The organism is Nocardiopsis quinghaiensis (assembly GCF_008638365.1).
Lineage (GTDB): Bacteria > Actinomycetota > Actinomycetes > Streptosporangiales > Streptosporangiaceae > Nocardiopsis > Nocardiopsis quinghaiensis.
Genome location: NZ_VWVU01000003.1, coordinates 235031 through 256981 on the forward strand (window position 1 = coordinate 235031; position 21951 = coordinate 256981).

At 73.7% G+C, this 21951-nt stretch carries 15 protein-coding genes; 6 read left to right on the forward strand and 9 right to left on the reverse strand.

Annotated features, from left to right (window positions below):
- Positions 1–70 precede the first annotated feature (70 nt).
- Entirely contained in the window at positions 71–901 is an 831-nt protein-coding gene (gene ddaH / locus FYX01_RS09855; protein WP_150239774.1) for a dimethylargininase, read from the forward strand.
- Positions 902–1105: 204 nt separating this feature from the next.
- Positions 1106–1732 carry a TetR/AcrR family transcriptional regulator gene (locus FYX01_RS09860; protein ID WP_190394254.1) on the forward strand — a complete coding sequence of 209 codons (627 nt, stop codon included), beginning with the start codon at positions 1106–1108 and terminating at the stop codon, positions 1730–1732.
- 50 nt (positions 1733–1782) lie between these two features.
- On the opposite strand, the gene speB is transcribed toward FYX01_RS09860, so the two are convergent.
- Positions 1783–2730: an agmatinase gene (speB, locus tag FYX01_RS09865; RefSeq protein ID WP_150239776.1), complete on the reverse strand. Its 948-nt coding sequence runs from the start codon at positions 2728–2730 to the stop codon at positions 1783–1785.
- Between the two features lie 260 nt (positions 2731–2990).
- Between speB and FYX01_RS09870 the strand changes: the two genes are divergently transcribed.
- The 4 genes from FYX01_RS09870 to FYX01_RS09885 all read left to right on the forward strand — a co-directional run bounded on the left by FYX01_RS09870 (position 2991) and on the right by FYX01_RS09885 (position 9379).
- Positions 2991–4559 (forward strand): PucR family transcriptional regulator, encoded by a 1569-nt coding sequence (locus tag FYX01_RS09870; RefSeq protein ID WP_150239778.1) that lies wholly within the window; start codon positions 2991–2993, stop codon positions 4557–4559.
- A gap of 428 nt (positions 4560–4987) precedes the next feature.
- Positions 4988–6286, forward strand: coding sequence for a GAF domain-containing protein (locus tag FYX01_RS09875; protein ID WP_150239780.1), 1299 nt, complete (start codon positions 4988–4990; stop codon positions 6284–6286).
- An 855-nt stretch (positions 6287–7141) separates the two neighbouring features.
- Complete coding sequence (locus FYX01_RS09880; RefSeq protein ID WP_150240095.1) at positions 7142–8374, forward strand: aminotransferase-like domain-containing protein; 1233 nt, start codon at positions 7142–7144, stop codon at positions 8372–8374.
- A 54-nt stretch (positions 8375–8428) separates the two neighbouring features.
- Positions 8429–9379 carry a D-alanine--D-alanine ligase family protein gene (locus FYX01_RS09885; RefSeq protein WP_150239782.1) on the forward strand — a complete coding sequence of 317 codons (951 nt, stop codon included), beginning with the start codon at positions 8429–8431 and terminating at the stop codon, positions 9377–9379.
- Positions 9380–9439: 60 nt separating this feature from the next.
- On the opposite strand, the gene FYX01_RS09890 is transcribed toward FYX01_RS09885, so the two are convergent.
- The 8 genes from FYX01_RS09890 to FYX01_RS09925 all read right to left on the reverse strand — a co-directional run bounded on the left by FYX01_RS09890 (position 9440) and on the right by FYX01_RS09925 (position 21857).
- A complete protein-coding gene (locus tag FYX01_RS09890) occupies positions 9440–10429 on the reverse strand; it encodes an FAD binding domain-containing protein (protein ID WP_150239784.1) in 990 nt (329 codons plus the stop codon).
- Positions 10426–13074: a molybdopterin-dependent oxidoreductase gene (locus FYX01_RS09895; protein ID WP_150239786.1), complete on the reverse strand. Its 2649-nt coding sequence runs from the start codon at positions 13072–13074 to the stop codon at positions 10426–10428. Before FYX01_RS09895 ends, FYX01_RS09890 begins: the two co-directional genes overlap by 4 nt.
- Positions 13075–13252: 178 nt before the next feature.
- The gene (locus FYX01_RS26585) at positions 13253–14830 is read right to left on the reverse strand and encodes a serine/threonine-protein kinase (protein ID WP_223830384.1); all 1578 of its coding nucleotides are present in this window, start codon (positions 14828–14830) and stop codon (positions 13253–13255) included.
- Between the two features lie 178 nt (positions 14831–15008).
- Positions 15009–16454, reverse strand: coding sequence for an NCS2 family permease (locus tag FYX01_RS09905; protein ID WP_150239788.1), 1446 nt, complete (start codon positions 16452–16454; stop codon positions 15009–15011).
- A gap of 222 nt (positions 16455–16676) precedes the next feature.
- Entirely contained in the window at positions 16677–19109 is a 2433-nt protein-coding gene (gene pucD, locus FYX01_RS09910) for a xanthine dehydrogenase subunit D (RefSeq protein ID WP_150239790.1), read from the reverse strand.
- Positions 19109–20491, reverse strand: a complete 1383-nt coding sequence (locus FYX01_RS09915; protein ID WP_150239792.1) for an 8-oxoguanine deaminase — start codon at positions 20489–20491, stop codon at positions 19109–19111. Before FYX01_RS09915 ends, pucD begins: the two co-directional genes overlap by 1 nt.
- Positions 20488–20997 carry a (2Fe-2S)-binding protein gene (locus FYX01_RS09920; RefSeq protein ID WP_150239794.1) on the reverse strand — a complete coding sequence of 170 codons (510 nt, stop codon included), beginning with the start codon at positions 20995–20997 and terminating at the stop codon, positions 20488–20490. Before FYX01_RS09920 ends, FYX01_RS09915 begins: the two co-directional genes overlap by 4 nt.
- Entirely contained in the window at positions 20988–21857 is an 870-nt protein-coding gene (locus FYX01_RS09925) for an FAD binding domain-containing protein (protein WP_150239796.1), read from the reverse strand. Before FYX01_RS09925 ends, FYX01_RS09920 begins: the two co-directional genes overlap by 10 nt.
- Positions 21858–21951: the final 94 nt, after the last annotated feature.

Here is a 21951-nt window from a genome sequence, read left to right on the forward strand (position 1 = left end):
GACCACGACGTGGTGGACACGCGTACCACTGAGAGTCATCCGGCGTTTCGCGCGGTGCACGGGAGGTTCCATGGCTCGGCCGGTCGGTTCGGCACAGGTCGCACGGCACTACCTCATGTGCCGGCCCACCTACTTCGCGGTCGAGTACGCGATCAACCCCTGGATGGACCCCGACGCGGGGGTCGACCGCCCACGGGCCCTCCGGCAGTGGGAGGAACTGCGCGACCTCCACCTCTCCCTGGGACACCGCGTCAGCGAGGTCGCCCCCGTCGAGGGCCTGCCCGACATGGTCTTCGCGGCCAACGGCGGCCTGGTCGTGGACGGCAGGGTCTACGGCGCGCGCTTCGCCAGCGCCGAACGCACCCCCGAGGGTCCGGCCTACCTGGACTGGTTCCGCAAGGCGGGCTACGCCGAGACCCGCGAGCCCAAGCACGTCAACGAGGGCGAGGGCGACTTCATCACCCTGGACGGCGTGATCCTGGCCGCCACGGGCTTTCGCACCGAGGCGGCCGCGCACCAGGAGGCCGAGCGTTTCCTCGGCCGCCCCGTCGTCACCCTCCAGCTGACCGACCCGCGCTTCTACCACCTGGACACCGCGCTGTTCGCGCTCTCCGGGGACCAGATCGCCTACTACCCCGGGGCCTTCTCCGCCGGAAGCCAGCGGGTGCTGCGCTCGCTCTACCCCGACGCGCTCCTGGCCACGGAGGAGGACGCCGCCGTGCTCGGACTCAACGCCGTGTGCGACGGACGCGACGTCGTCATCGCCGCCGAGGCCACCGCCCTGGCCGACCGCCTGCGCGTCCTCGGGTACACCGTCCACCCCGTCGAACTGGACGAACTGCGCCGGGCCGGGGGCGGCGCCAAATGCTGCACCCTGGTACTGCGCGACGCACCCGTCTGACAAGAGGCGGCCGAAAACCGCGCACATTCGTGCGGAATGCGCTCGTCCCGCCAGAATGGATGTGGGAAACGCCACCCCGCGCAGGGGGAGTCACCGGTAACCACAGGTCACACATGCGCGAAAGCACCGGAGAACACGGAGGGAGCGCGTGCTGGTGACAACGGTCCCTGGCCGAACGCCCCCACCGCAATAAAGTCGGAACCCGTGAAGACCAAGCAAAGCAGACCCCCGCGTCGAATCAGGGAACAGCAGATGATCGACGCCGCCGTCACCGTGTTCTCACGCGGCGACTACCACACGGTCAGCATGGAGGAGATCGCCGCGGAGGCGGGGACCTCCAAACCCACGGTGTACCAGTACCTGGGTTCCAAGGAGGAGATCTTCACCGCCTGCGTGCGCCGGGAGACCGACCGGCTCGTCGAGGCCGTGCGCGCCGCCGTGCACGACCCGCACGCCCCGGCGGGGGAGGACCCCCTGCGCCGGGGTATGCACGCCTTCTTCGCCTTCGTCACCGGCAACCGGGAGAGCTGGACCGTGCTGTACCGGCGCGCCGCCCTGCGCGGCGGCCCCCTCGCGGAGGAGACCGCGCGGCTGCGCGACCGTGTCGTGGCCGAGGTCGTCGGGCTCATCACCGCCTGTACGCGCGGCGACTACGACGACCTCGACCCCAGGGACACCCAGCTTCTGGCGCGCATCGCGGTCAGCACAGCGGACGCCTTCGCCGACTGGCTCCTGGAGCATCCCGGGGAGTCCCCCGACGCCATGGCCGGACACGTGACCGAGCTGACCTGGTCCCACCTGCGCTCACGCCGCGGGGCCGCCAGCCCCTGACCCGGCCACCGGACCGCTTCCGGCCGCCGCCGCGCCGCGCGTTCCCGGGTTCAGCCCCCGTGGTTCAGCGCCAGCAAGCTGACCAGGTCGTAGGCCACGTGCGAGGCGGCGGTGGCCGTGATCTGCGCGTGGTCGTAGGCCGGTGCGACCTCCACCACGTCGGCGCCCACGAGGTTGCAGGCGGACAGCCCGCGCAGGATCTCCAGCAGTTCGCGGCTGGTCAGGCCGCCTGCCTCGGGGGTGCCGGTGCCGGGCGCGTGCGCGGGGTCGAGCACGTCGATGTCCACCGACACGTACAGCGGGCGGTCGCCGATGCGCTGGCGCAGCGCGTCGGCGATCTCGTCCACGCCCTTGCGCATGACGTCGGCGGAGGTGACGATGCCGAACCCGAACCGGCGGTCGTCCTCCAGGTCCCTCTTGCCGTACAGCGGGCCTCGGGTGCCCACGTGGCAGATGGCCTCGGTGTCGAGGAGGCCCTCCTCCACGGCCCGGCGGAAGGGGGTGCCGTGGGTGTAGGGCTCACCGAAGTAGGTGTCCCAGGTGTCCAGGTGGGCGTCGAAGTGCAGCATGGCGATCGGCCCGTGCCGCCGGTACAGCGAGCGCAGCAGCGGCAGCGCGATGGTGTGGTCGCCGCCCAGGGTGACCAGGCGGGTGCCCGCCCGCACGAACTGGGAGGAGGCCTCGTCCAGGGTCTCCACGGCGTCGCCGACGGAGTAGGGGTTGACCGCGATGTCGCCGCCGTCGACCACCTGCGCGGTGGCGAACGGGGACACGTCCAGCCCCGGGTTGTAGGGGCGCAGCAGGCGGCTGGCCTCGCGGATGGAGGAGGGCCCGAAACGGGCGCCGGGACGGTAGGAGACGCCGGTGTCGAAGGGAACGCCGACCACGGCGATGTCGGCCCGCTCCACCTGGTCGATGCGGGGCAGCCGGGCGAAGGTCGCCGGTCCGGCGAAGCGCGGTACGAGGCTGGAGTCGGTGGGTCCGATCGGTGCGTTCATCGGGTGGTGGTGTCCCTCTCGTGGTCGGTGCTGTCGGCGGGGTCGGCGCGGGTCACACGAACCCCGGTCAGGTTAGGCAGGCTCCGGGGCGTACTCCAGTGGACGAACAGTACTGCTTCACTTGCCCGTGTGGACGAAGTATCCATAAGCTGCGGTCAGCGCGTCCCCGTGCGAAGGCTCCGGAGAGTCCCGGTCGGGCCCGCCCCGGCCCCGCCTGGGCGGGGAGGGAGGGGGCGCGGACCACAGGCGAGGAGGAGGCCATGGCCGGGTCCGCGACCCGTACGGACGGTCGCACGGTGCCGCTGAGCACCGTAGTGGGCCGCCGCGACCTGGGACTGGCCACCGTCGTGGCGGCGGGCGACCCGGGGATCGGCTGGGCGGTGGTCAGCGAGCTGGCCGACCCGGCCGCCTACCTGCGCGGCGGAGAACTGCTGCTCACCGCGGGCGTCAACCTGCCCGGCACCCGCGCCGGACTGCGCGACTACGTGGACTCCCTGGCCGAGGCCGGGGTCGGCGCGGTCGGTTTCGGCGTCACCCCGGTGCACGACACCGTCCCGGCCGGACTGGTCGAGCAGTGCCGCGTGCGGGGACTGCCCCTGGTCGAGGTACCCAGGCCCACGCCCTTCGCGGCCGTCAGCCAGGCCGTCGGCGCCGAACTGGAGGAGCTGCACCTGCGCGACCTGCGCCGGCTCGGTGAGGCGCACCAGGCCCTGGCGCTCGCCGTCACCGACGCGGCCCCGGTGGACCGGGTCCTGCGGGTGCTCGCAGAGGCCCTGCACGGCTGGGCGTTCCTGGCCCGCCCGTCCGCCTCCGTGCCGGATGGGGCCCACCGCACCACGGGCGCGCCGCAGGAACTGGATCCGGAGCTGCGCGAACTCACCGCCCGGCTCACCCGGCCCCGGGGACCGCGCAGCGCCAAGGCCCGTTCCGGCGGGGACGAGGTCTTCCTGCACACGGTGGGCACGCCGCCGGAGGAGCACGGGGTGGTCCTGGTCGGCGGGGCCGTACCGCTGGGCATCACCGACCGCGCCGTGCTGCGTACCGCGACCGCCCTGCTGGAGCTGCTCGCACGCACTTCCCGAGGGGACGCCCCGCCCGTCCCCGAGCGCCTGCTCACCGGAATGCTCCTGGAGGGAGGGCTCACCGAGGAGGCCGCGCCGCTGCTGGCCGGACTCGCCGCTCCCGGGGAGGAGGGCCCCGACGCCCGGACCCCCCTTCCCCCGAGCTCCGGCGCACCGGGCTCCGGTACCTACCGGGTCCTGCACGCCCGTCCGGCAGGAGGGGCGTACAGGACCCTCCCCGCCGCGCTGCCCCTGGGCACCCGCCTGCTGGAGGCCGGCCCAGGCCGGTTGCGCGCCATCCTCGCCGACCGGGGCGACGCGGCCCACCGCGACCATCTGGACCTGCTCCTCACCCACGGATGGACCGGCGCACTGAGCGGACCGGTGCCCCCCGCGGAGCTGACCGGGGCGGACCGCAGGGCAGCGGCCCTGCTCGCCCGTACCCGCGCGGTCGGCGGACCACTGATGGAGGAGGGCACCGACCCCTTCGAGGCCCTCCTCGCGCCCGCCTCCGCCGACCTGGCCCGCCACGTCCTGGGCCCCCTGGCCGAGGAGACCGACTCCGCCCGCGGCCTGCGCCGCACCCTGCGGGCCTGGCTCACCCGGCACGGCAACTGGGACCGTGCCGCCGCTGACCTGGGCACCCATCGCAACAGCGTCCGCTACCGGATCGGCCGGATCGAGCGCGACCTGGGCGTGGACCTGGCCGACGCCGAGCAGCGCATGCGCCTGTGGTTCGCACTGACCCGCCGGTGCTCCGACGACTGAACCGGCGCCGGGCTCCGGTACCCGGAGAAAACGTACCGGTGCCCGTGCGCGTGTTTTGTCCCGTGCCGCTCCTTTCGTGTCCTGTGGACGCGGTAATCGGCCGTTACCGGCCGATATCGCTGTTCGGCCCACCAAGGACGATTCCGTGGACACGATGGTGCTGAACAATCTCCACCCGCCGTTCCGCACCGGGGAAGGCCGTGCGGGTTCCGTATCGGGAAACGGGGGCCTTTTTCGGTTTCCGTCGGTTCCCGGTACCGAGATCGCCCTCAGGACGTGGACGGAGTGGGGCATAATCCGGTGGAGAGGCGGAAGCGGGGGCGTTCCCGGCTTCCGAAAGGAAGCGTATGCCCCCATTCTTCCCACCCTGTCGAAGCCGAGGCAGGAGACTTTTGAACGCCGCTGTGAAACCGAGGCCAGGGGGCCACATGTCGTTTTCCTCGCTGGACACGGCCCTGCCCACGGGGGCCGACGCCCGCGAGCACGCGCTCCTGCTCCGGCGGGTGCACGAGGCAGCGCTCACCGGACGCCCGGCGCCCGCCCCGCTGCGTCCGGTCATCGAGGACTCCTGGGGGCGTACGCGCCGCTTCGGGATCGACCCCGACAGCGCGCCGCCGCCCCGGATGGCGCGTCTGGACGAACTCCAGCGCCACCGCGACGCCTCTCCGATCGCGGAGGTCCTGCCGCTGATCCGCCGCTCACTCGTCTCGGTCGCCGACGAGGCCGACCACGTCATGCTGGTCACCGACGCCTCCGGCCAGATCCTGTGGCGGGACGGAGCCCGACGGATCCGCGCCGTCGGCGACCGGGTGGGGCTCGTGGAGGGCGCCTTCTGGAACGAGGGCAGCGTCGGCACCAACGCCATCGGCACCGCCCTGGCCGTGGGCAGGCCCGTGCAGGTCTACTCCGCCGAGCACTTCGTCCGGAGCCTGCATCCCCTCACCTGCGCCTGCGCCCCCATACACGACCCCCGCGACGGGCGCCTGCTCGGCGCCGTCGACGTCACCGGCCCGGTGTCCACCATCCACCCCTCCACCCTGGCGCTGGTCCACGCGGTGGCCCAGTTGGCCGAGGCGCACCTGCAGAGCATTCACCACACCCACCTGGAACGACTGCGCTCGGTGGCCGCGCCCCTGCTGGCCGGGATGACCGAGCGCGCGCTGGTGGTGGACGACGCCGGGTGGACCGCGGCCGCGGTCCACATGGAGCCGGTCCGGCGGGTGCTGCTGCCCAAGTACCGGGAGACGGGCACGGCCTGGCTGCCCGCGCTGGGGGACTGCGCCCTGGAACCCCTGCCCGGCGGCTGGCTGGTCCGGCCCCGGCCGGTGGAGCGGTCCGCGCCCTCCACGGTCACCCTGGACCTGTCCGGGGCCTCGCCGACCATGGTGGTGTCCGGACCCAGCGGGGAGTGGGCGCACCGGCTCACCCCGCGCCACGCGGAACTGCTGCTGTTGTTGGCCGTGCACCGGCAGGGACGCACGGGCGCACAGCTGTCCCAGGACGTGTTCGGCGCGAACGGACACGTGGTGACGGTGCGCGCCGAGCTCTCACGTGTGCGCCGCCACCTGGGCGGGATCATCGAGAGCCGCCCCTACCGCTTCAGCGAGGAGGTCCGTGTCCGGGTGTCCGGGCCCGGACACCCGGAGGACCTGCTGCCCGGCTCGGTGGCCCCGGGGGTGCACGCCCTGCGTGAGGCGCTCCGCGGCGAAACCGCACCATGGCTCTAGGCGACGTCTTCGCAACCTAGTGCAACCATTGCCGTTCCGGGGCCCGTGCGGTGGACTGGGCACGCGCGGCCCCGAACCGGTGGCGTTCGTCGGGCGAAAGAGGGCACGACGGATCGGCCACCGGTGGACATGTGGCATATTCACGGCCTTCGGACCTTGAGGGGGGTCCCGGGGGAGAGAACGGGAGAGATGCCACCGGGCTGAGGGTGGCCGCCCACGGGATTCGGGGGAACCCCGCGGCCATCGCGCCGGCGGTGCGTCCCGGAGGAGAAACCCCTCCGGGGCGCGGCGTTGCGCGGGGACGGGTGGGGGCCCGTCCCCGCGCACCACCCCTGTCCCTGTCCCGGAACGAGGTCCGCGGGACCGGGACTCCAGGCGCTCCGGAGCCGTCGCCCGGCGCGGGCACGCCGACCAGGGAAGAACGGTCCACGTTCCGGCCGCCGCCGCGTGAGTCGCGCGTGGAGGATGGGTACCCCGGAGGAAACAGGGCGAAGGGGGCGGACATGGCCGATGCGGTGAACAGTACGGGAAGGGTGCCCTCCGTACCCTTGTCCACCCACTCAGCTAGACTCTGTGCGTTTACCGAGCCGCGTTCACCCGCGGCTCGGCCGACCCGACCGCCCCGGCCCTCCACGGCCCGCCCGCGGACGGGGCAGGGGCACCGTGTGAACCACGGGGGCGACAAGGGCGTCGAACCCGGGACCGGCAAGATCCCGGCCGACACCCCGTCGACCCCACAGACCGTCCTTCCTTCGGAGGTGGACCGTGTCCGCTGACCACCGAGAGCAGCAGCCCGGCCAACAGGGCTCGCGCATCGACCCGCACTTCGGCCGCTACGCACGCCGAGCACAGGGCATGGTCGCATCGGAGGTCCGGGCACTCTTCGCGGTGGCGTCCCGCCCGGAGGTGGTCTCCCTCGCCGGAGGCATGCCCAACGTCGCGGCGCTGCCACTGGACCAGATCGGCGAGCTGGTCAAGGACGTCGTCTCCGAGGAGGGCGCGGCCGCGCTCCAGTACGGGTCGGCCCAGGGCGACCCCGTCCTGCGCGAGCAGCTCTGCGACTACATGACGCTGGAGGGCATCACCGCCAGCCCCGACGACGTCATCGTCACCGTCGGCTCCCAGCAGGCGCTGGACCTCATCACCCGCGTCTTCGTCGACCCCGGCGACATCGTCCTGACCGAGGCCCCCACCTACGTCACCGCGATCAACACCTTCGCCGCCTTCCAGGCCGACATCCGCCACGTGGGCATGGACGAGCAGGGCGTGATCCCCGAGGAGCTGGAGGAGGCGCTGGTCCGCGCCGAACTGGACGGGCGACCGGTGAAGTTCTTCTACACCGTCCCCAACTTCCAGAACCCGGCCGGGATCACCATGTCGTCCGAGCGCCGCGCCGGCGTGGTCGCCGCCTGCGAGCGCCACGACGTGCTCATCGTCGAGGACAACCCGTACGGCCTGCTGCGCTACGACGGCGACCCCGAACCCACCCTCTACTCCCAGAGCGAGGGCAACGTCGTCTACCTGGGATCGCTGTCCAAGACGCTCTCCCCGGGCCTGCGCATCGGCTGGGCACTCGCCCCGGCCGCCGTACGGGCCAAACTCGTCCTGGCGGCCGAGTCGGCGATGCTCAGCCACTCCACCTTCAACCAGCTGGTGGTGCGCCGCTACCTCCACACCTTCCCCTGGCAGGAGCAGATCAAGGCGTTCAACACCATGTACGGAGAGCGCCGCGACACGATGCTCGACGCGCTGACGGCGATGATGCCGCAGGACTGCACCTGGACCCGCCCCGAGGGCGGATTCTTCGTCTGGGCCACCCTGCCCGAGGGCATCGACTCCAAGGCCATGCTGCCCCGAGCCGTCGCCGAGCGGGTCGCCTACGTCCCCGGCACCGGCTTCTACGCCGACGAGCGCGGCCGGGCCAACATGCGCCTGAGCTTCTGTTTCCCCACACCCGAGCAGATCCGTGAGGGCGTGCGCCGCCTGGTCGGAGCCATCGAGGGGGAGGTCGACCTGCGTGATACGTTCGGCACCACCCTGGTCCCGGACTCCGAGGGCACGCAGACCCCCGCCGCCGACCTGCCCTGACACCCCCGCGAGGGCACAGCACTGATGACAGCAGCACAGAAGGAGGTCCGCGCCGTGGCAGACCTTGACCGGGTTCTCGTTCTCGCCGGGGGCCTGTCCCCCGAACACGAGGTGAGCGTCCACTCCGGACGCAGCGTCGCCGAGGCACTGCGCCGCCTGGGCGTGGAGGTCCAGGTCGCCGACGTCGGCTCCGGCCTGCTGGAGCGGCTCTCCCAGGACCCGCCGCAGGTGGTCTTCCCCGTCCTGCACGGATCGGCGGGCGAGGACGGCACCATCCGGGAGGTCCTGGAACTGGTCGGGGCGCCCTACGTGGGCGCCCGCCCCGGCGCCTGCCGCCTGGCCTACTCCAAGCCCGCCGCCAAGGCGCTGCTGACCGAGAGGGGCGTGCGGGTGCCGCGCGGCACAGTGCTGCCCAAGTCGGCCTTCCACGACCTGGGCGCCCCGGCGCTGGTGGAGCGGCTGGCCGACCGGTGGGGCCTGCCGCTGTTCGTCAAGCCCGACCGGGGCGGCTCCGCGTTCGGCGCCACCCCGGTCACCTCGGTGCAGGACCTGTCGGCCGCGCTGGTGTCCTGCTTCGCCTACGGCGACTCGGCCCTGGTCGAGGAGCAGATGCAGGGCACCGAGCTGGCCGTGGGCGTTCTGGACACCGGTGAGGGGCCGGTGGCGCTGCCGCCGGTGGAGATCGTGCCCGACGGCGGGGTCTACGACTACGCCGCCCGCTACACCGCCGGGCGCACCGAGTTCTTCTGCCCGGCGCGCCTGGGGACCGAGGCCATCACCGCGGCCACCGAGGTGGCGCTGACCGCGCACCGCGTCCTGGGCCTGCGGGACTTCTCCCGCACCGACGTCATCGTGGGCGCCGACGGCCGGGTCACCTTCCTGGAGGCCAACGTGGCCCCGGGGCTGACCGAGACCTCCACGTTCCCCATGGCGGCGGCCGCCGCCGGGCTGGACTTCGCGGTCGTGTGCCGGGAACTGGCCCACCAGGCGCTGCTGCGCGGCTGAAAGCCCGCGCGCGGGGGCCGCCGGATTCCCGTCCGGCGGCCCCCGCGTCGCCTCACGCCCCTACGCCTCCGGTACGTCCAGGGCCCGTCCGAGGACGTCACGCACGGTGGCGCACAGCAGGTCCACCTTGTACCCGGTCGCGGGCAGCGGGGAGCACAGGCCGGCCAGGCCCTCCAGCGACTCCTCCACGTCCGCTCCCAGCGGGCTCCCGGGACGCGCGCCCACCAGGGCGGCCTCCACCTCCGGCAGCCGCAACGGGGTACGCGCGACCCCGCCCACGGCCACCGCCGCCGAGGCCACCGGCCCCGAGCCCCCGTCCGCGAGGGACAGGCGGGCCACCGCCTCCACCAGCGGCCACTCCGCGCGGGAGCGTCCGGTCGCCCGCCGGTAGGCGACCCGCTCGCCCGGTACCGGGGCCGGCAGCGTCACCGACACCAGCACCTGTCCGGGCTCCAGCACGTGGTCGCGGGTGGGGTCGGCGGCGTCGTACAGGTCCGCCACCGCCCTCTCCGCCCGGCCGCCACCGGCCACCAGCACCGACGCGTCGTGGGCCAGCAGCGCCACCGCCAGCGACGACGGGTGCGGCGCCACGCACGGACCCCGGTCCACAACCACCCCGTACAGGTGGTCGCCCCCGCGTGCGGGACAGGAGTCACCACCCGTCTGGAAGCAGTCGAAGGCCGGGTTGCGCAGGTACCAGCAGCGGTTGCGTTGGAGCAGGTTGCCGCCCAGCGTCGCGGCGTTGCGCACCTGCGGCGTGGCCAGCTCCCGCGCCGTGAGGGCCAGCGCCGGGTAGGCGTCCGCCAGCCGCGTATCCGCGGACAGCTCGCCCACGCCGGTCAGCGCGCCCAGGCGGACCGAGCCGTCGGGACGCCACTCCGCGCCGCGCAGTTCCTCCACCCCGGACAGGTCCACCACGGGAGCGGGTTCGAGGACCCCCGAGGACAGGCACGCCGTCAGGTCGGTTCCCCCGGCGCGCGGGCGGGCGCCCGTGCCGTCCAACCGGGTCAGGGCCTCGTCCAGCCCCGCGGGTCGTGTGGTCGCGGTCATCGCAGTCCCTCCAGCAGTCGGTCCGGGCGGACGGGCAGGTCACGGGGACGCCACCCGGTGGCGTCGTGCACGGCGTTGGCCACGGACGCGGCCACGCCCACCACCGAGACCTCGCCCAGACCGACACCGGCGCCCGCGGCGTGCTCGAACCCCTCCTGGTGGAAGTACACCTCGGTCTCGGGGACGTCGCCCATCCCCGGGATCCGGTAGTCCTCCAGGTTGTCGGTGAGCACCACCCCGGTGGTCGGATCGTGGCGGCGCTCCTCGAAGAGCGCGTACCCCACGCCCTGTACCACGGCGCCCTCGACCTGGTTGCGGGCCAGCCGCTCGGCGTACACGTGTCCCACGGCCATCCCCGCCCAGCACCGGGTGGGACGCACCCGGCCCAGCAGGGTGTCCACCTCCACCTCCATCACGTGCACGGCGCCGCTCATGCCCCGGCCCACGGCCAGGTCGCCCATGTCCGGGGACAGCGCCCCCCAGCGGTCGCGGCCGCGCTCGCCGACCACCCGTACTCCCTCGGCGGCGGCCAGCGCGTCCTTGAGAGCGTGCTCGGGGACCGGTCCCGCCTCGGGGACCCGCGGATCGTGCTCACGCAGCGCGGCGCGCAGCCGGTCGGCCGCGTCGGCCGCGGCCGGTCCCATGGAGGTGGTGGTGCGGCTGCCGAAGGACCCGGTGCCGTGCACCGAGCCGCTGTCGCCGATCTCCACGCGCAGGTCGGAGGCGGGTACCCCCAGCCGGTCGGCGACCACCTCGCCCAGGACAGTACGGATTCCGGTGCCGATGTCCTGGGTGGCCGAGCGCAACACCACCTGGCCGTCGCGGACCGACAGCTCCACACGTGCCTTGGGGCCCATGAGGTAGAGCCAGTTGGAGGTGGCGATCCCGACCCCGCGCCGGAACCGGCCGGTGCGCGGTCCGCGCGGGCGCTCGCGCCACAGGTCCAGGGCGGCCACCCGTTCGTACAGCGCCTGCCGTTTGGGGTTGCCGTCCCAGCGGCGGCGCAGGGACAGGGGATCCTCGCCCAGCCGGTCGGCCATAGTGTCCACGGCCTGCTCCAGCGCCCAGGCCAGCGGTGCGCCGCCGGGGGCGCGCATGGGCTCGCCCGGCGGCCGGTGGGTGACCACGTCGAAGTCGCGGACCCGGCGCGGCGAGCGCCCGTACCCCAGCAGTCCGAGCGTGGCGGTGGTGGAGCCCACCGCGATGCCGCCGTCACCGTGGGAGTCCACGGTCATCGCCGCCAGGTTCCCGCCGGAGTCGGCCAGCAGCGCCACCCGGGTGCGGGTGGCGGCGCGGTGCCCGGCGTCGGTCAGCTCCTCGGCGCGGTCGAAGGACACGCGCACCGGGGCGTGGGCGAGCCGGGACAGCTCGGCCGCGGCCACCACGTCCGCCGACAGGCCGTTCTTGGCGCCGAAGCCGCCGCCGACGTACTCGCTGACCACGCGCACCCGCTCCGGTGGCAGTTCCCAGCGCTCGGCGGCCTTCCGGGCGACCTTGGCCACCGTCTGGGTGGACACGCGCAGGGTCAGCGTGCCGTCGCGCTCCCAGGAGGCCACGCACACGTGGGGCTCCAACGGGCTGTGCAGTTGGACGGCGGTGGAGTACTCCTGGGCCACCAGGCGAGGGTCGTCGCGCTCGGCGGCCCTGCGCAGGCGCCGCACGGCGGTGGCGCCGCGCCAGCCGACCGTGGCGGGTCCGTGCACGTTGCCCCGCCAGGGGGCCGGGGGAGTGGGGGCCTCGCCGTAGGAGGGCGCGGCCCGGCGCTGGGCGCGCGTGGTGTACACCCGCGGGGCGTCCTCGGCGCGCGCCTCGTCCGCGTCCAGTACGGCGGGGAGGGGGTCGTAGTCCACCCGCACCGTCTCCGCTGCGGCACGGGCCAGGGCGGCGGTGGGCGCGGCCACGGCGGCGATCGGCTGGCCGACGTAGCGCACCAGGCGCTCCTCGCCCAGCAGGTCCGTGAACACCGGCCGCCCGTCCACGGCGACTCCGGGCACGGGGCGGCGCGTCGCACTGACGCGCGCCTCACCGGGGTGGACGGAGAACACCCGCGCATGGGCGTGGGCCGAGCGCACGATCACCCCCTCCCAGCTCCCCTCGGGTGCCAGGTCGGCGCTGAAGCGGGCCCGGCCGGTGACCTTGTCCAGGGCGTCCACGCGCGGCGGGTCCCGGTCCGGCTCGGCGTCGAACTCCCCGGCGCAGGCGGCGGCCACGGCGGCGAAGATCCCCTCGTAGGCGCCGCAGCGGCACAGGTGTCCGGACAGGGCGTCGGCGATGCGCTCACGGCCCGGGCGGGCGTCGCCGTGCTCGGCGCGCCAGGCGTCGACGAAGGCGGAGGAGCCCACCACGAACCCGGGGGTGCAGTAGCCGCACTGGAGCGCGTCGTGGGCGGCGAAGGCGCGCTGGACGGGGTGGTCGCCGCCCAGTCCCTCCACGGTGGTGACGACACTGTCCGCCAGACGGTCGGCGGGCAGCAGGCACGAGGCGGTGGGGGCGCCGTCCACCAGGACGGTGCAGGCGCCGCAGACCCCGGTCCCGCAGGCGGTCTTGGTGCCGGTCAGGCCGAGCCGGTCGCGGATGTGCTCGGCCGCGGTGGTGTCGGGGGAGTCGGGGACGGGGGAGGAGGAGCCGTTCAGTCGAACGTTCATGGGAGCTTTCCTCGATACGAAGTTGACAGTGACAACTTAGGTGCGCTGTCATGGGACTGTCAACGGCGCCCGGTGGGGCTCGGGCACGTGCGTGAGCGGACCTCGGGGCCGTCGGCTCCTCGGACGAGGGCGCCGGTGCCCGCCCTCCCCGCTGGTGTGGGCGGTGCGGCCGCGGTGTTCAGGGGGCCTCGCCCGATCCGCCGCCTCCGGTCTCCTCCGAGGCGGGGGAGGTCGGTGCCTCCCAGCCGTCGCCGTCCCCGGGGGTGCCGTCCGTGCCCGTGGCGGTCTCGTCCGGGGCCTCGGACGAGGGGTCGTCGCAGGGCGCGTGCCCGCAGTCGTCGGGCGAAGGGCAGCCGGGGGCGTACGGATCGGCGGTGCAGTCCGTCCCGGGGCCCGGGCCCGGTGAGGTGCTCTCCTCGGCGCCCGTGTCGACCGGGGCCTCCTCGGCCGCCGGCCCCTCCCTCCCGGTCACGGGCTCCTCGTTGGTCACGGGCTCTCCCTCCGCGGCCGAGGACTCGTCGGCGGGCGGGGGAGAGGACCCCGGCGGAGTGGAGCCCGTGGGAGTCATCTCCCAGGGGCCGTCCGGCCAGAGGGGCGACAGGTAACCGATCACGGCCAGCACCACCAGGGCGCCCGCGAGCGCCCATCCCACCGGGCCCCCACGCCCACCCGGCCGGCGGGAGCGTGCGCGCCCGCCGGGGGCCGTCGGCCCGTCCCCCGGTCCGCCGTCGTGGCGGGCACCTCCGGGGAGACCGCCCGAGCCGCCCAAGCCCAGGTCCCGGGTCGTGGGAGCGGCGCCGGACGGGCCGCCGGCCACCTCCGAGGACGGCGGCCCGTGGCCGGACCCGGTCTCCGCCCAGCCCCGTTCCGGCAGGCGGATGCGCGCGGTGCCGTCGTCCACGGCCGTGCTCGCCTCCGCCAGGATCCGCGTGGCGGCGACCGGTGCGGTCAGCCCTCCGTCCCGGCCGATCAGGGCTCCCAGCACCTTCACCGCGGCCGGGCGCGACACCGGGTCCTTGGCCAGGCACGCCTCCAGTACCGGCAGCAGCCGGTCCGGGACGCCGGACAGGTCCGGCGGAGCCGTCAGCACCCGGTCGATCACCGCCATGGTGTCCTCCCCGGGGAAGGCGTGGTGCCCGGTCGCCGCGTAGGCGATCACCGCCGCCCAGGAGAACATGTCGCTGGAGGGGCCCACCAGGCCGCCCCGGACCTGCTCCGGCGACATGTAGGAGGGGGTCCCCGCCACGGTGGTGGTCTGCTGGGTGGCGTCGACCAGGCTCGCGATGCCGAAGTCGATCACCCGGGGCCCGTCGGGCCCCAGGATGACGTTGCCGGGTTTGAGGTCGCGGTGTACCACCCCCGCCTCGTGCACGGCGGTCAGCGCGGTCACCGTGGCGATGGCCAGCCGGTCCAGCGCGGGGCCGGTGCGCGGCCCCTCGTCCCGCACCGCCGAGCGCAGTGTCGGCCCCGGTACGTACTCACTCGCGATGAACGGCACGTCCGCGTGCATGTCGGCGTCCAGTACCGCCGCCGTGCAGAACGGCGCCACCCTGCGCGCCGCCGCCAGCTCCTTGGCGAAGCGGCCCCTCTGGCGGGTGTCATCCGCCCAGGAGCGGGTCAGGACCTTCACGGCCGCGGGGGAGCCGTCGGAGGCGTGCGCCAGGTACACGGTGCCCTGGCCGCCGCTGTCGATGCGCGCCGCCACGGCGTAGGGGCCGATGCGTACCGGATCCGAGGGAAGGAGCGGAGTGGTCATGGGAGCCCCCTGTCGCACAGGAGCCGCCGGATGCGGTCTCCATCGACCACTCTGATGTGGGAGGGAACGCCTTCGTCGCTAACCGGGAGGCGACAGTGCCCTCACCAATTTCGGGCGAAAGGGGAGCCCGGGCCGCACTGCTTGACAACTCGGACTCCCCGTTTCCGGCGCTTCGGCGCTAGAGCCCGAGGGCGTGCATGGAGAAGTGGAACACGAACACGGCGCTGATCACCCACATCAGCCAGCCGACCTCGCCGAAGCGGCCCTGCGCCGAGCGCAGCACGGTGTAGGCGATGATGCCGACGCCGATACCGGTGGCGATGTCGTAGGCGAACGGCATCATCACGATGGTCAGGAACGCCGGGACGGCCACCGTCATGTCCGACCAGTCGATCCCGCGGACCTGCGCCATCATCAGCGCCCCCACCATCACCATCGCCACCGAGGCCGCCTGGGAGGGCACGATGGAGAACACCGGCGCGAACACGATCGCGGCGAGGAACAGCAGCCCGGTGACCACGCTGGAGAGCCCGGTCCGGGCGCCCTCGCTCACCCCGGCCGTGGACTCCACGAACACCAGGGTGGCCGAGGAGCTGGTCAGACCGCCGACCACGGCTCCGGTCCCGTCGGTGGCCAGGATCTGGTTGACCCGGGGCATGCTCCCGTCGGCCCTGGCGATCCCGGCCTTGGCCCCGATCGCCAGGATGGTGCCCACCGCGTCGAAGAACCCGGCCAGCACCAGGGTGAACAGGATGACTCCGGCGGTGGTCGGCCCGGCGGTGGTCCAGGCGCCGAACATGTCGACCTGGAACAACAGCCCGAAGTCGGGCACGGCCACGGGACCGCCGGACAGCTCCGGCGCGCGGCCGCCCCAGTCCTCGGCGCCCAGCCCCGCCACCTGGTGGACCACGACCGCCAGCACCGTGGCGCCGACGATGCCGTAGAAGATCGCGCCGGGCGCTCCGCGCACCAGCAGCACGCCCGCCAGCACCAGGCCGCACACGAACACCAGTACCGGCCAGCCGGTGAGGCTCCCGCCGTCGCCCGACGCTCCGAGCTGCAGCAGGCTGCTGCCGTCGCCGCCGCTGACGAAGCCGGCGTTGGCCAGGCCGATCAGGGACACGAACAGGCCGATGCCCACCCCGATCGCCAGCTTGAGGTTGTGCGGCAGCGCGTTCATCACGGCGGTGCGCACACCGGTCACGACCATGAGGACGATGGTCACGCCCTGCCACACCACCAGGCCCATCACCTCGGGCCACGACATGACCGGAGCGGCCTGGTAGGCCACCACCGCCATCACCCCGAGGGCGGCGGCGCAGGCGATCGGCGCGCGGCCGACCACCCCCATCATGATGGTGACCAGCCCCGCGGCCAGGGCGGTCATGGTGGTCAGCTGGGCCGGGGACAGGAAGTCCCCGTTGGCGTCGGGGACTCCGCTGAGGATCACCGGGTTCAGGACGATGATGTAGGCCATCGCCATGAACGTGGTCAGTCCGCCGCGGACCTCCCGGCCCACGGTGGAGCCGCGCTCGCCGATGAGGAAGAAGCGGTCGAGCCAGGGTCGGCCGTCCGGGGCCGGGGGTGTCTGCTGGCGCTGCTGCGCGCCGTCTTCGAGGGTCATGTCCCCTCCTGGGGGGCGACGGGGCGGCACTCTGCCACCGTGTGGAACGACATGGCTACTGTGTGTGCCCATGCGTGGGTTGGCTCCGGGACACCCTCGTCCCGAACGGTGACCGGTCCCGGCCGCCCGCACGCCACGGGCCGCGCCCGCCGGGTCCGGTGGTCACGGGGGAGTCGGGGGGAGGGCGGTGCGGCGGGTCCGGCCCGCCGCACCGCCCCGCGGCTACAGCTCGATGCCCACGATGTCCTCCGGGCGCACCGGCGCGTGCGTCAGCGGCCTCCCCGTCGCCGCGCGTACCGCGGCCACGATCGCCGGGGTCGACGACAGCGTCGGCGGCTCACCCGCGCCCCGCAGTCCGTAGGGCGAGTGCGGGTCCGGGTGTTCCAGCACCTCGATCCGCATCGGCGGTGTGTCCAGGATCGTCGGGATCAGGTAGTCGGTGAACGACGGGTTGCGGATCTGCCCGTCCGTGACCTGGACCTCCTCCATCAGCGCCAGGCCCAGCCCCTGGGTGGAACCGCCCTGGATCTGCCCGAGCAGCTGCTGGGGGTGCATCACTCTGCCCACGTCCTGCACCGCGTCCAGCGCCACCACCTTCACCAGGCCCAGGTCCACGTCCACGTCCACCACGGCCCGGTGCACGCACATCCCGAACTGGGTGTGAGAGGCGCCCTGGCCCAGCTTCGGGTCCAGCATCTCGGTGGGCCGGTGGTGGTACTCCCGGGTCTGCTCGACCACCGTGCCGCCCCGCGTCGAATCTCCCAGCAGGTCCGCCAGCGACACCAGCGCACCGGCCGTGGCCGACACCAGCTTGCCGCCGGACAGCGACAGGTCGGTGTCCGGCAGACCCTCGGGCACGAGCCCGCGCTCGCGCGCCAGCGCGAACACCTCCGCGCGTACCGACGCGCACGCCGTCCTGACCGCGCCTCCGGTCATGTACGACTGGCGCGACGCCGAGGAGGAGCCGGCCGAACCCACTTGGGTGTCGGAGGGGGCGATGACCACCTTCTCCACACCCAGCTCGGTCCTGGCGATCTGGCCCTTGACGGTCACCAGCCCCTGGCCGACCTCGGCCGCCGCCGTGTGCACCAGCACCACCGGTTCGCCGCCCACGACCTCCAGCCGCACCCGGGCGGTGGAGTAGTCGTCGAACCCCTCCGAGAAGCACAGGTTCTTCAGACCCAGGCCGTAGCCCACACCGCGCACCACACCCTCGCCGCGCGTGGTGCCCGCCACTCCGCCCGGCAGCGTGCGCAGGTCGGAGGGGTCGGCCAGATCGCCGCGCTCGGGCGGCATCGGCAGGTCGCGGCAGCGCTCCAACATCTCCGCCATGGGCAGCGGCATGTCGATCTCCTGGCCCGTGATGATCCGCGAACCCTGCGACATGGCGTTCCTGATCCGCAGGTCCACCGGGTGCATGCCCAGCTCCTCGGCGAGCCGGTCCATTTGCGACTCGTAGGCGAAGCAGGCCTGCACCGCGCCGAAGCCGCGCATCGCCCCGCACGGCGGGTTGTTGGTGTACACCCCGTAGGCGTCCACCAGCACGTTCGGCACCTCGTAGGGGCCGATGCCCAGGGAGGAGGCCACACCCACCACGGCCGGGGTCGCCGACGCGTACGCGCCGCCGTCCACGATGATCTCCGCCGTGGCGTACAGCAGCGTGCCGTCCGTGCGCGCACCGTGCTCGTAGCGCATCCTCGCCGGGTGCCGGTGCACGTGTCCGTAGAAGGACTCCTCGCGGTTGTACACGAACCTGACCGGCTTGCCGGTGCGCAGCGCCAGCAGGCACGCGTGGATCTGCATCGACAGGTCCTCGCGGGCGCCGAAGGCCCCGCCCACGCCCGCCAGGGTCAGGCGCACCTTGTCCTGGGGCAGCCCCAGCGCGGGGGCGATCTGGCGCTGGTCCACGTGCAGCCACTGCGTGGCCACGTACAGGTCCACGCCGCCGTCCTCGGCCGGGACGGCCATGCCCGACTCCGGGCCCAGGAAGGCCTGGTCCTGCATGCCGACCTCGTACTCGGAGGCCACCACCACGTCGGCCTCGGCGCGCAGCCGCTCCAGCACCCCGCTCTCGCGCTCAGCTGCTCCCGCGGCCCCGGTGAAGGCGCCCGTGCGGACCGGCTGGTAGCGCAGCCGGTTGCCGCGCTGGTTGTACTCGGGGTGCTCGGGGATCGTGTCCGGCTCGTGCACCAGCGGGCAGTCGGGGTCCAGAGCCGCCCTGCGGGAGTCGCTGACCGGTTCCAGTACCTCGTAGTCCACCCGGACGCGCTCCATCGCCCGCCGGGCCGTCTCGGGGTGGTCGGCGGCCACCACGGCCACCGCCTCGCCCTTGTAACGCACCTTGTCGAAGGCCAGCACCGGCTGGTCCTGGTGCTCCAGCCCGTAGCGCTTGTCTCCGGGCACGTCCTCGTGGGTGAGCACCGCGTACACCCCCGGCACCTTCAGCGCCTCGGTGATGTCGATGCCCAGGATCCTCGCGTGCGGATGGGGACTGCGCAGGGTCGCCCCCCACAGCATGTCCTCCATCCACACGTCCGAGGAGTAGGCGAACTCGCCGGTGACCTTCAGCGTTCCGTCGGGGCGGCGCGGGCTGGCGCCCACCCCGTCCCTGGTGGTGCTGGACAGGTCCGTCACGATACGGGTCGTCACCGCCATCAGCGGCTCACCTCCTGGGTCAGGGTTCGGTGCGCCGCGCGGCCGCGCGCGGCGGCGGTCTCGGCGGGCAGGGTGCGCAGCTCCCCCCGGTCGACGACGGTGCCGCCGCCGACCCAGAGCCGCTCCAGGGGCGGTGTGGGGCCGAAGACCGCCGCCACCACCGGGTCCTCGATCACGTCGTAGCCGAACCCGTCCATCCGCCACAGGGCGATGTCGGCGAGCTTGCCGACCGTCAGGGAACCCAGTTCGGCGTCGCGGCCCAGCACCCGGGCCCCTCCCAGGGTGGCCATCTCCAGCGCCTGGCGGGCGGTCAGCCCCTGGGGGCCCTTGCGAGCGCGGGCCATCAGCAGCGCCTGGTGCATCTCACCGGCCAGCGGGGTCAGCTCACTGGAGGCCGGGCCGTCCACGCCCAGCCCCACGCTCACGCCCGCGTCCAGCAGTTCGGTGACCCGGCAGATCCCCGCGCCCAGGCGTGCGTTGGAGGTGGGGCAGTGCGCCACTCCGGTGCCCGTGGCCGCGATCCGCCCGATCGCCGCGTCGGACAGGTGCACCGCGTGCGCGAACCACACGTCCCGACCCAGCCAGCCGAGCTTCTCGGCGTACTCCACGGGGGTGCAGCCGAACTCGGCCAGGCACTGCTCCTCCTCGTCGAGGGTCTCGGCCAGGTGGGTGTGCAGCCGCACGCCCTTGTCCCGGGCCAGCGCCGCGGCCTCCACCATCAGTCCGCGCGAGACCGAGAACGGAGAGCACGGCGCCACCGCCACCCGCGTCATGGACCCGGGAGAGGGGTCGTGGTGGGCCTCGATCGCCGACGCCGTGCCCGCCAGGGCCTGCTCCAGCGTCTCCACGACGGCGTCCGGCGGCAGCCCGCCCTGGCTCCGGCCCCGGTCCATCGACCCGCGGGCCAGGTCCAGGCGCACGCCCACCTCGCGGGCGGCCTCCACCTCCGCGGCCACGATGTCGCCCCGGCCGGAGGGGTAGACGTAGTGGTGGTCGGAGGCGGTCGTGCACCCCGACAGGGCCAGGTGGGCCAGCCCGGCCGAGGTGGTCCCCGAGACCACCTCGGCGTTCAGACGGCCCCAGATCTCGTAGGAACCCACCAGCCACTCGAAGAGCGTGCCGTCGGCGAACAGTCCCTGCGTCGCCCACTGGTAGAGGTGGTGGTGGGTGTTGACCAGGCCCGGGGTGACCAGGCACCCGCGCCCGTCCACACGCTCGGCGTCGTCGGCTCCGGGAGCCGGACCCGCGCCCACGGCGGCGATCCGGCCCCCGCGGACCACCACGTGCCCGTCGGCGTACTCGGCGCCGTCCACGGTGACCACATGGGCGCCCTCGACGGCGAAGGCCCCGCCGGCCACGGGGGTGGTTCCGGTCCCGCTCATGCTCCGCTCCCGGCTCCGGCGCGGCGCCCTGCGGCCAGGTGCACCGCGTCGATGATCTTCTCGTACCCGGTGCACCGGCACAGGTTGCCCGCCAGCGCCTCCCGGATCTCGGCGTCGGCCGGCGCGGGCAGCCCCGCGCCCACCGTGCGCTCCAGCAGGTCGTCGGTCTGCACCAGCAGGCCCGGCGTGCAGAAACCGCACTGGACGGCGCCCGCCTCCACGAAGGCCTCCTGCACCGTGCCCAGCTCGCGCTCGGCGCCCTCGCCCTCGGCCAGGCCCTCCACGGTGCGCACGCTCCGTCCCTGCGCCTGTCCGGCGGCGATCATGCACGAGCACGCCGTCACACCGTCGAAGTAGACCGTGCAGGAACCACACTCACCCTGCTCACAGGCGTTCTTGCTACCCGGCAGCCCCAGCCGCTCGCGCAGCACGTACAGCAGGCTCTCGCCCGGCCACACATCGTCGGCGGTCACGTCCTCGCCGTTGACGTTGAAACTCACGCGCATCGCGTGACTCCCTTCCGGTAGTCGGTGACCGACCAGCTCAGCGCGCGGCGCGCCATCACCGCCAGGGCGTGCCTGCGGTACTCGGCGCTGCCCCGCTGGTCGTCGATGGGGCGGGCCGCCGCGGCCACCAGCTCGCCGAACCGGCGCACGGTGGCCTCCGAGGGCGACCGGCCGTTCTCCCAGTCGAACTCCTGGGCCAGGAACTCCTCGGCCGCCTCCGCGCGCAGCGGCGTGGGCCCGGCCGAGCCCAGCCCCGTGCCCACGGCCCGGCGCTCGCCGTCCAGGGCCAGCGCGAAGGAGGTCACCGCGATGACCATCGCGTTGCGCGTGCCGATCTTGGCGAACTGCTGGGGCCCCGACGGCTCCGGCAGCAGCACCGCCGTGATCAGCTCGTCGTCGCGCCTGGCCGTCTTGCGCAGCGACAGGAAGAACTCGCGTACGGGCACCCGGCGCCTGCCGCGCACCGACGCCAGCTCCACGGTCGCGTCGGTGGCCAGCAGTGACGGGTGGGCGTCGCCCGCGGGCGAGGCGCCGCCCAGGTTGCCGCCCACGGTGCCCCGGTTGCGGATCTGCGGGGAGGCCACCGACCGGGAGGCCTTGGCCAGGGCCGGAGCCGTTCCTGACAGGTGCTCGACCACCTCGGTGTAGGACACCCCCGCGCCCAGACGGGTACGGTCGCCGTCGGGCCCGTACTCGGCCAGTTCCGGAATCCGGGCCAGGTCGATCAGGGCGGGCGGGCGCCTCTTGTCGAAGTTGAGCTCCACCATCACGTCCGTGCCGCCCATGATGGGTACCGCGTCGGGATGGGCGCTCTTCGCCTCGAGTGCCTCCTCCAGTGTGGAGGGGCTCAGGAACTCCATGCTGGTCCTCTTGTCGCCGCGTTCTCGCCGCCGCTCGCACACGGTCGGCGCGTCCTTCGTCAGTCGCGTTGTCCCTGGTTGGTCGGGTGGTGTT

What these genes read in the sequence shown, in the direction of transcription:
- ddaH (WP_150239774.1), top strand. Translation starts at nt 71, where the DNA reads ATGGCTCGGCCGGTCGGTTCGGCACAGGTCGCACGGCACTACCTCATG.
- speB (WP_150239776.1), bottom strand. Translation starts at nt 2,730, where the DNA reads ATGAACGCACCGATCGGACCCACCGACTCCAGCCTCGTACCGCGCTTC.
- FYX01_RS09870 (WP_150239778.1), top strand. Translation starts at nt 2,991, where the DNA reads ATGGCCGGGTCCGCGACCCGTACGGACGGTCGCACGGTGCCGCTGAGC.
- FYX01_RS09875 (WP_150239780.1), top strand. Translation starts at nt 4,988, where the DNA reads ATGTCGTTTTCCTCGCTGGACACGGCCCTGCCCACGGGGGCCGACGCC.
- FYX01_RS09880 (WP_150240095.1), top strand. Translation starts at nt 7,142, where the DNA reads ATGGTCGCATCGGAGGTCCGGGCACTCTTCGCGGTGGCGTCCCGCCCG.
- FYX01_RS09890 (WP_150239784.1), bottom strand. Translation starts at nt 10,429, where the DNA reads ATGACCGCGACCACACGACCCGCGGGGCTGGACGAGGCCCTGACCCGG.
- FYX01_RS09895 (WP_150239786.1), bottom strand. Translation starts at nt 13,074, where the DNA reads ATGAACGTTCGACTGAACGGCTCCTCCTCCCCCGTCCCCGACTCCCCC.
- FYX01_RS26585 (WP_223830384.1), bottom strand. Translation starts at nt 14,830, where the DNA reads ATGACCACTCCGCTCCTTCCCTCGGATCCGGTACGCATCGGCCCCTAC.
- FYX01_RS09905 (WP_150239788.1), bottom strand. Translation starts at nt 16,454, where the DNA reads ATGACCCTCGAAGACGGCGCGCAGCAGCGCCAGCAGACACCCCCGGCC.
- pucD (WP_150239790.1), bottom strand. Translation starts at nt 19,109, where the DNA reads ATGGCGGTGACGACCCGTATCGTGACGGACCTGTCCAGCACCACCAGG.
- FYX01_RS09915 (WP_150239792.1), bottom strand. Translation starts at nt 20,491, where the DNA reads ATGAGCGGGACCGGAACCACCCCCGTGGCCGGCGGGGCCTTCGCCGTC.
- FYX01_RS09920 (WP_150239794.1), bottom strand. Translation starts at nt 20,997, where the DNA reads ATGCGCGTGAGTTTCAACGTCAACGGCGAGGACGTGACCGCCGACGAT.
- FYX01_RS09925 (WP_150239796.1), bottom strand. Translation starts at nt 21,857, where the DNA reads ATGGAGTTCCTGAGCCCCTCCACACTGGAGGAGGCACTCGAGGCGAAG.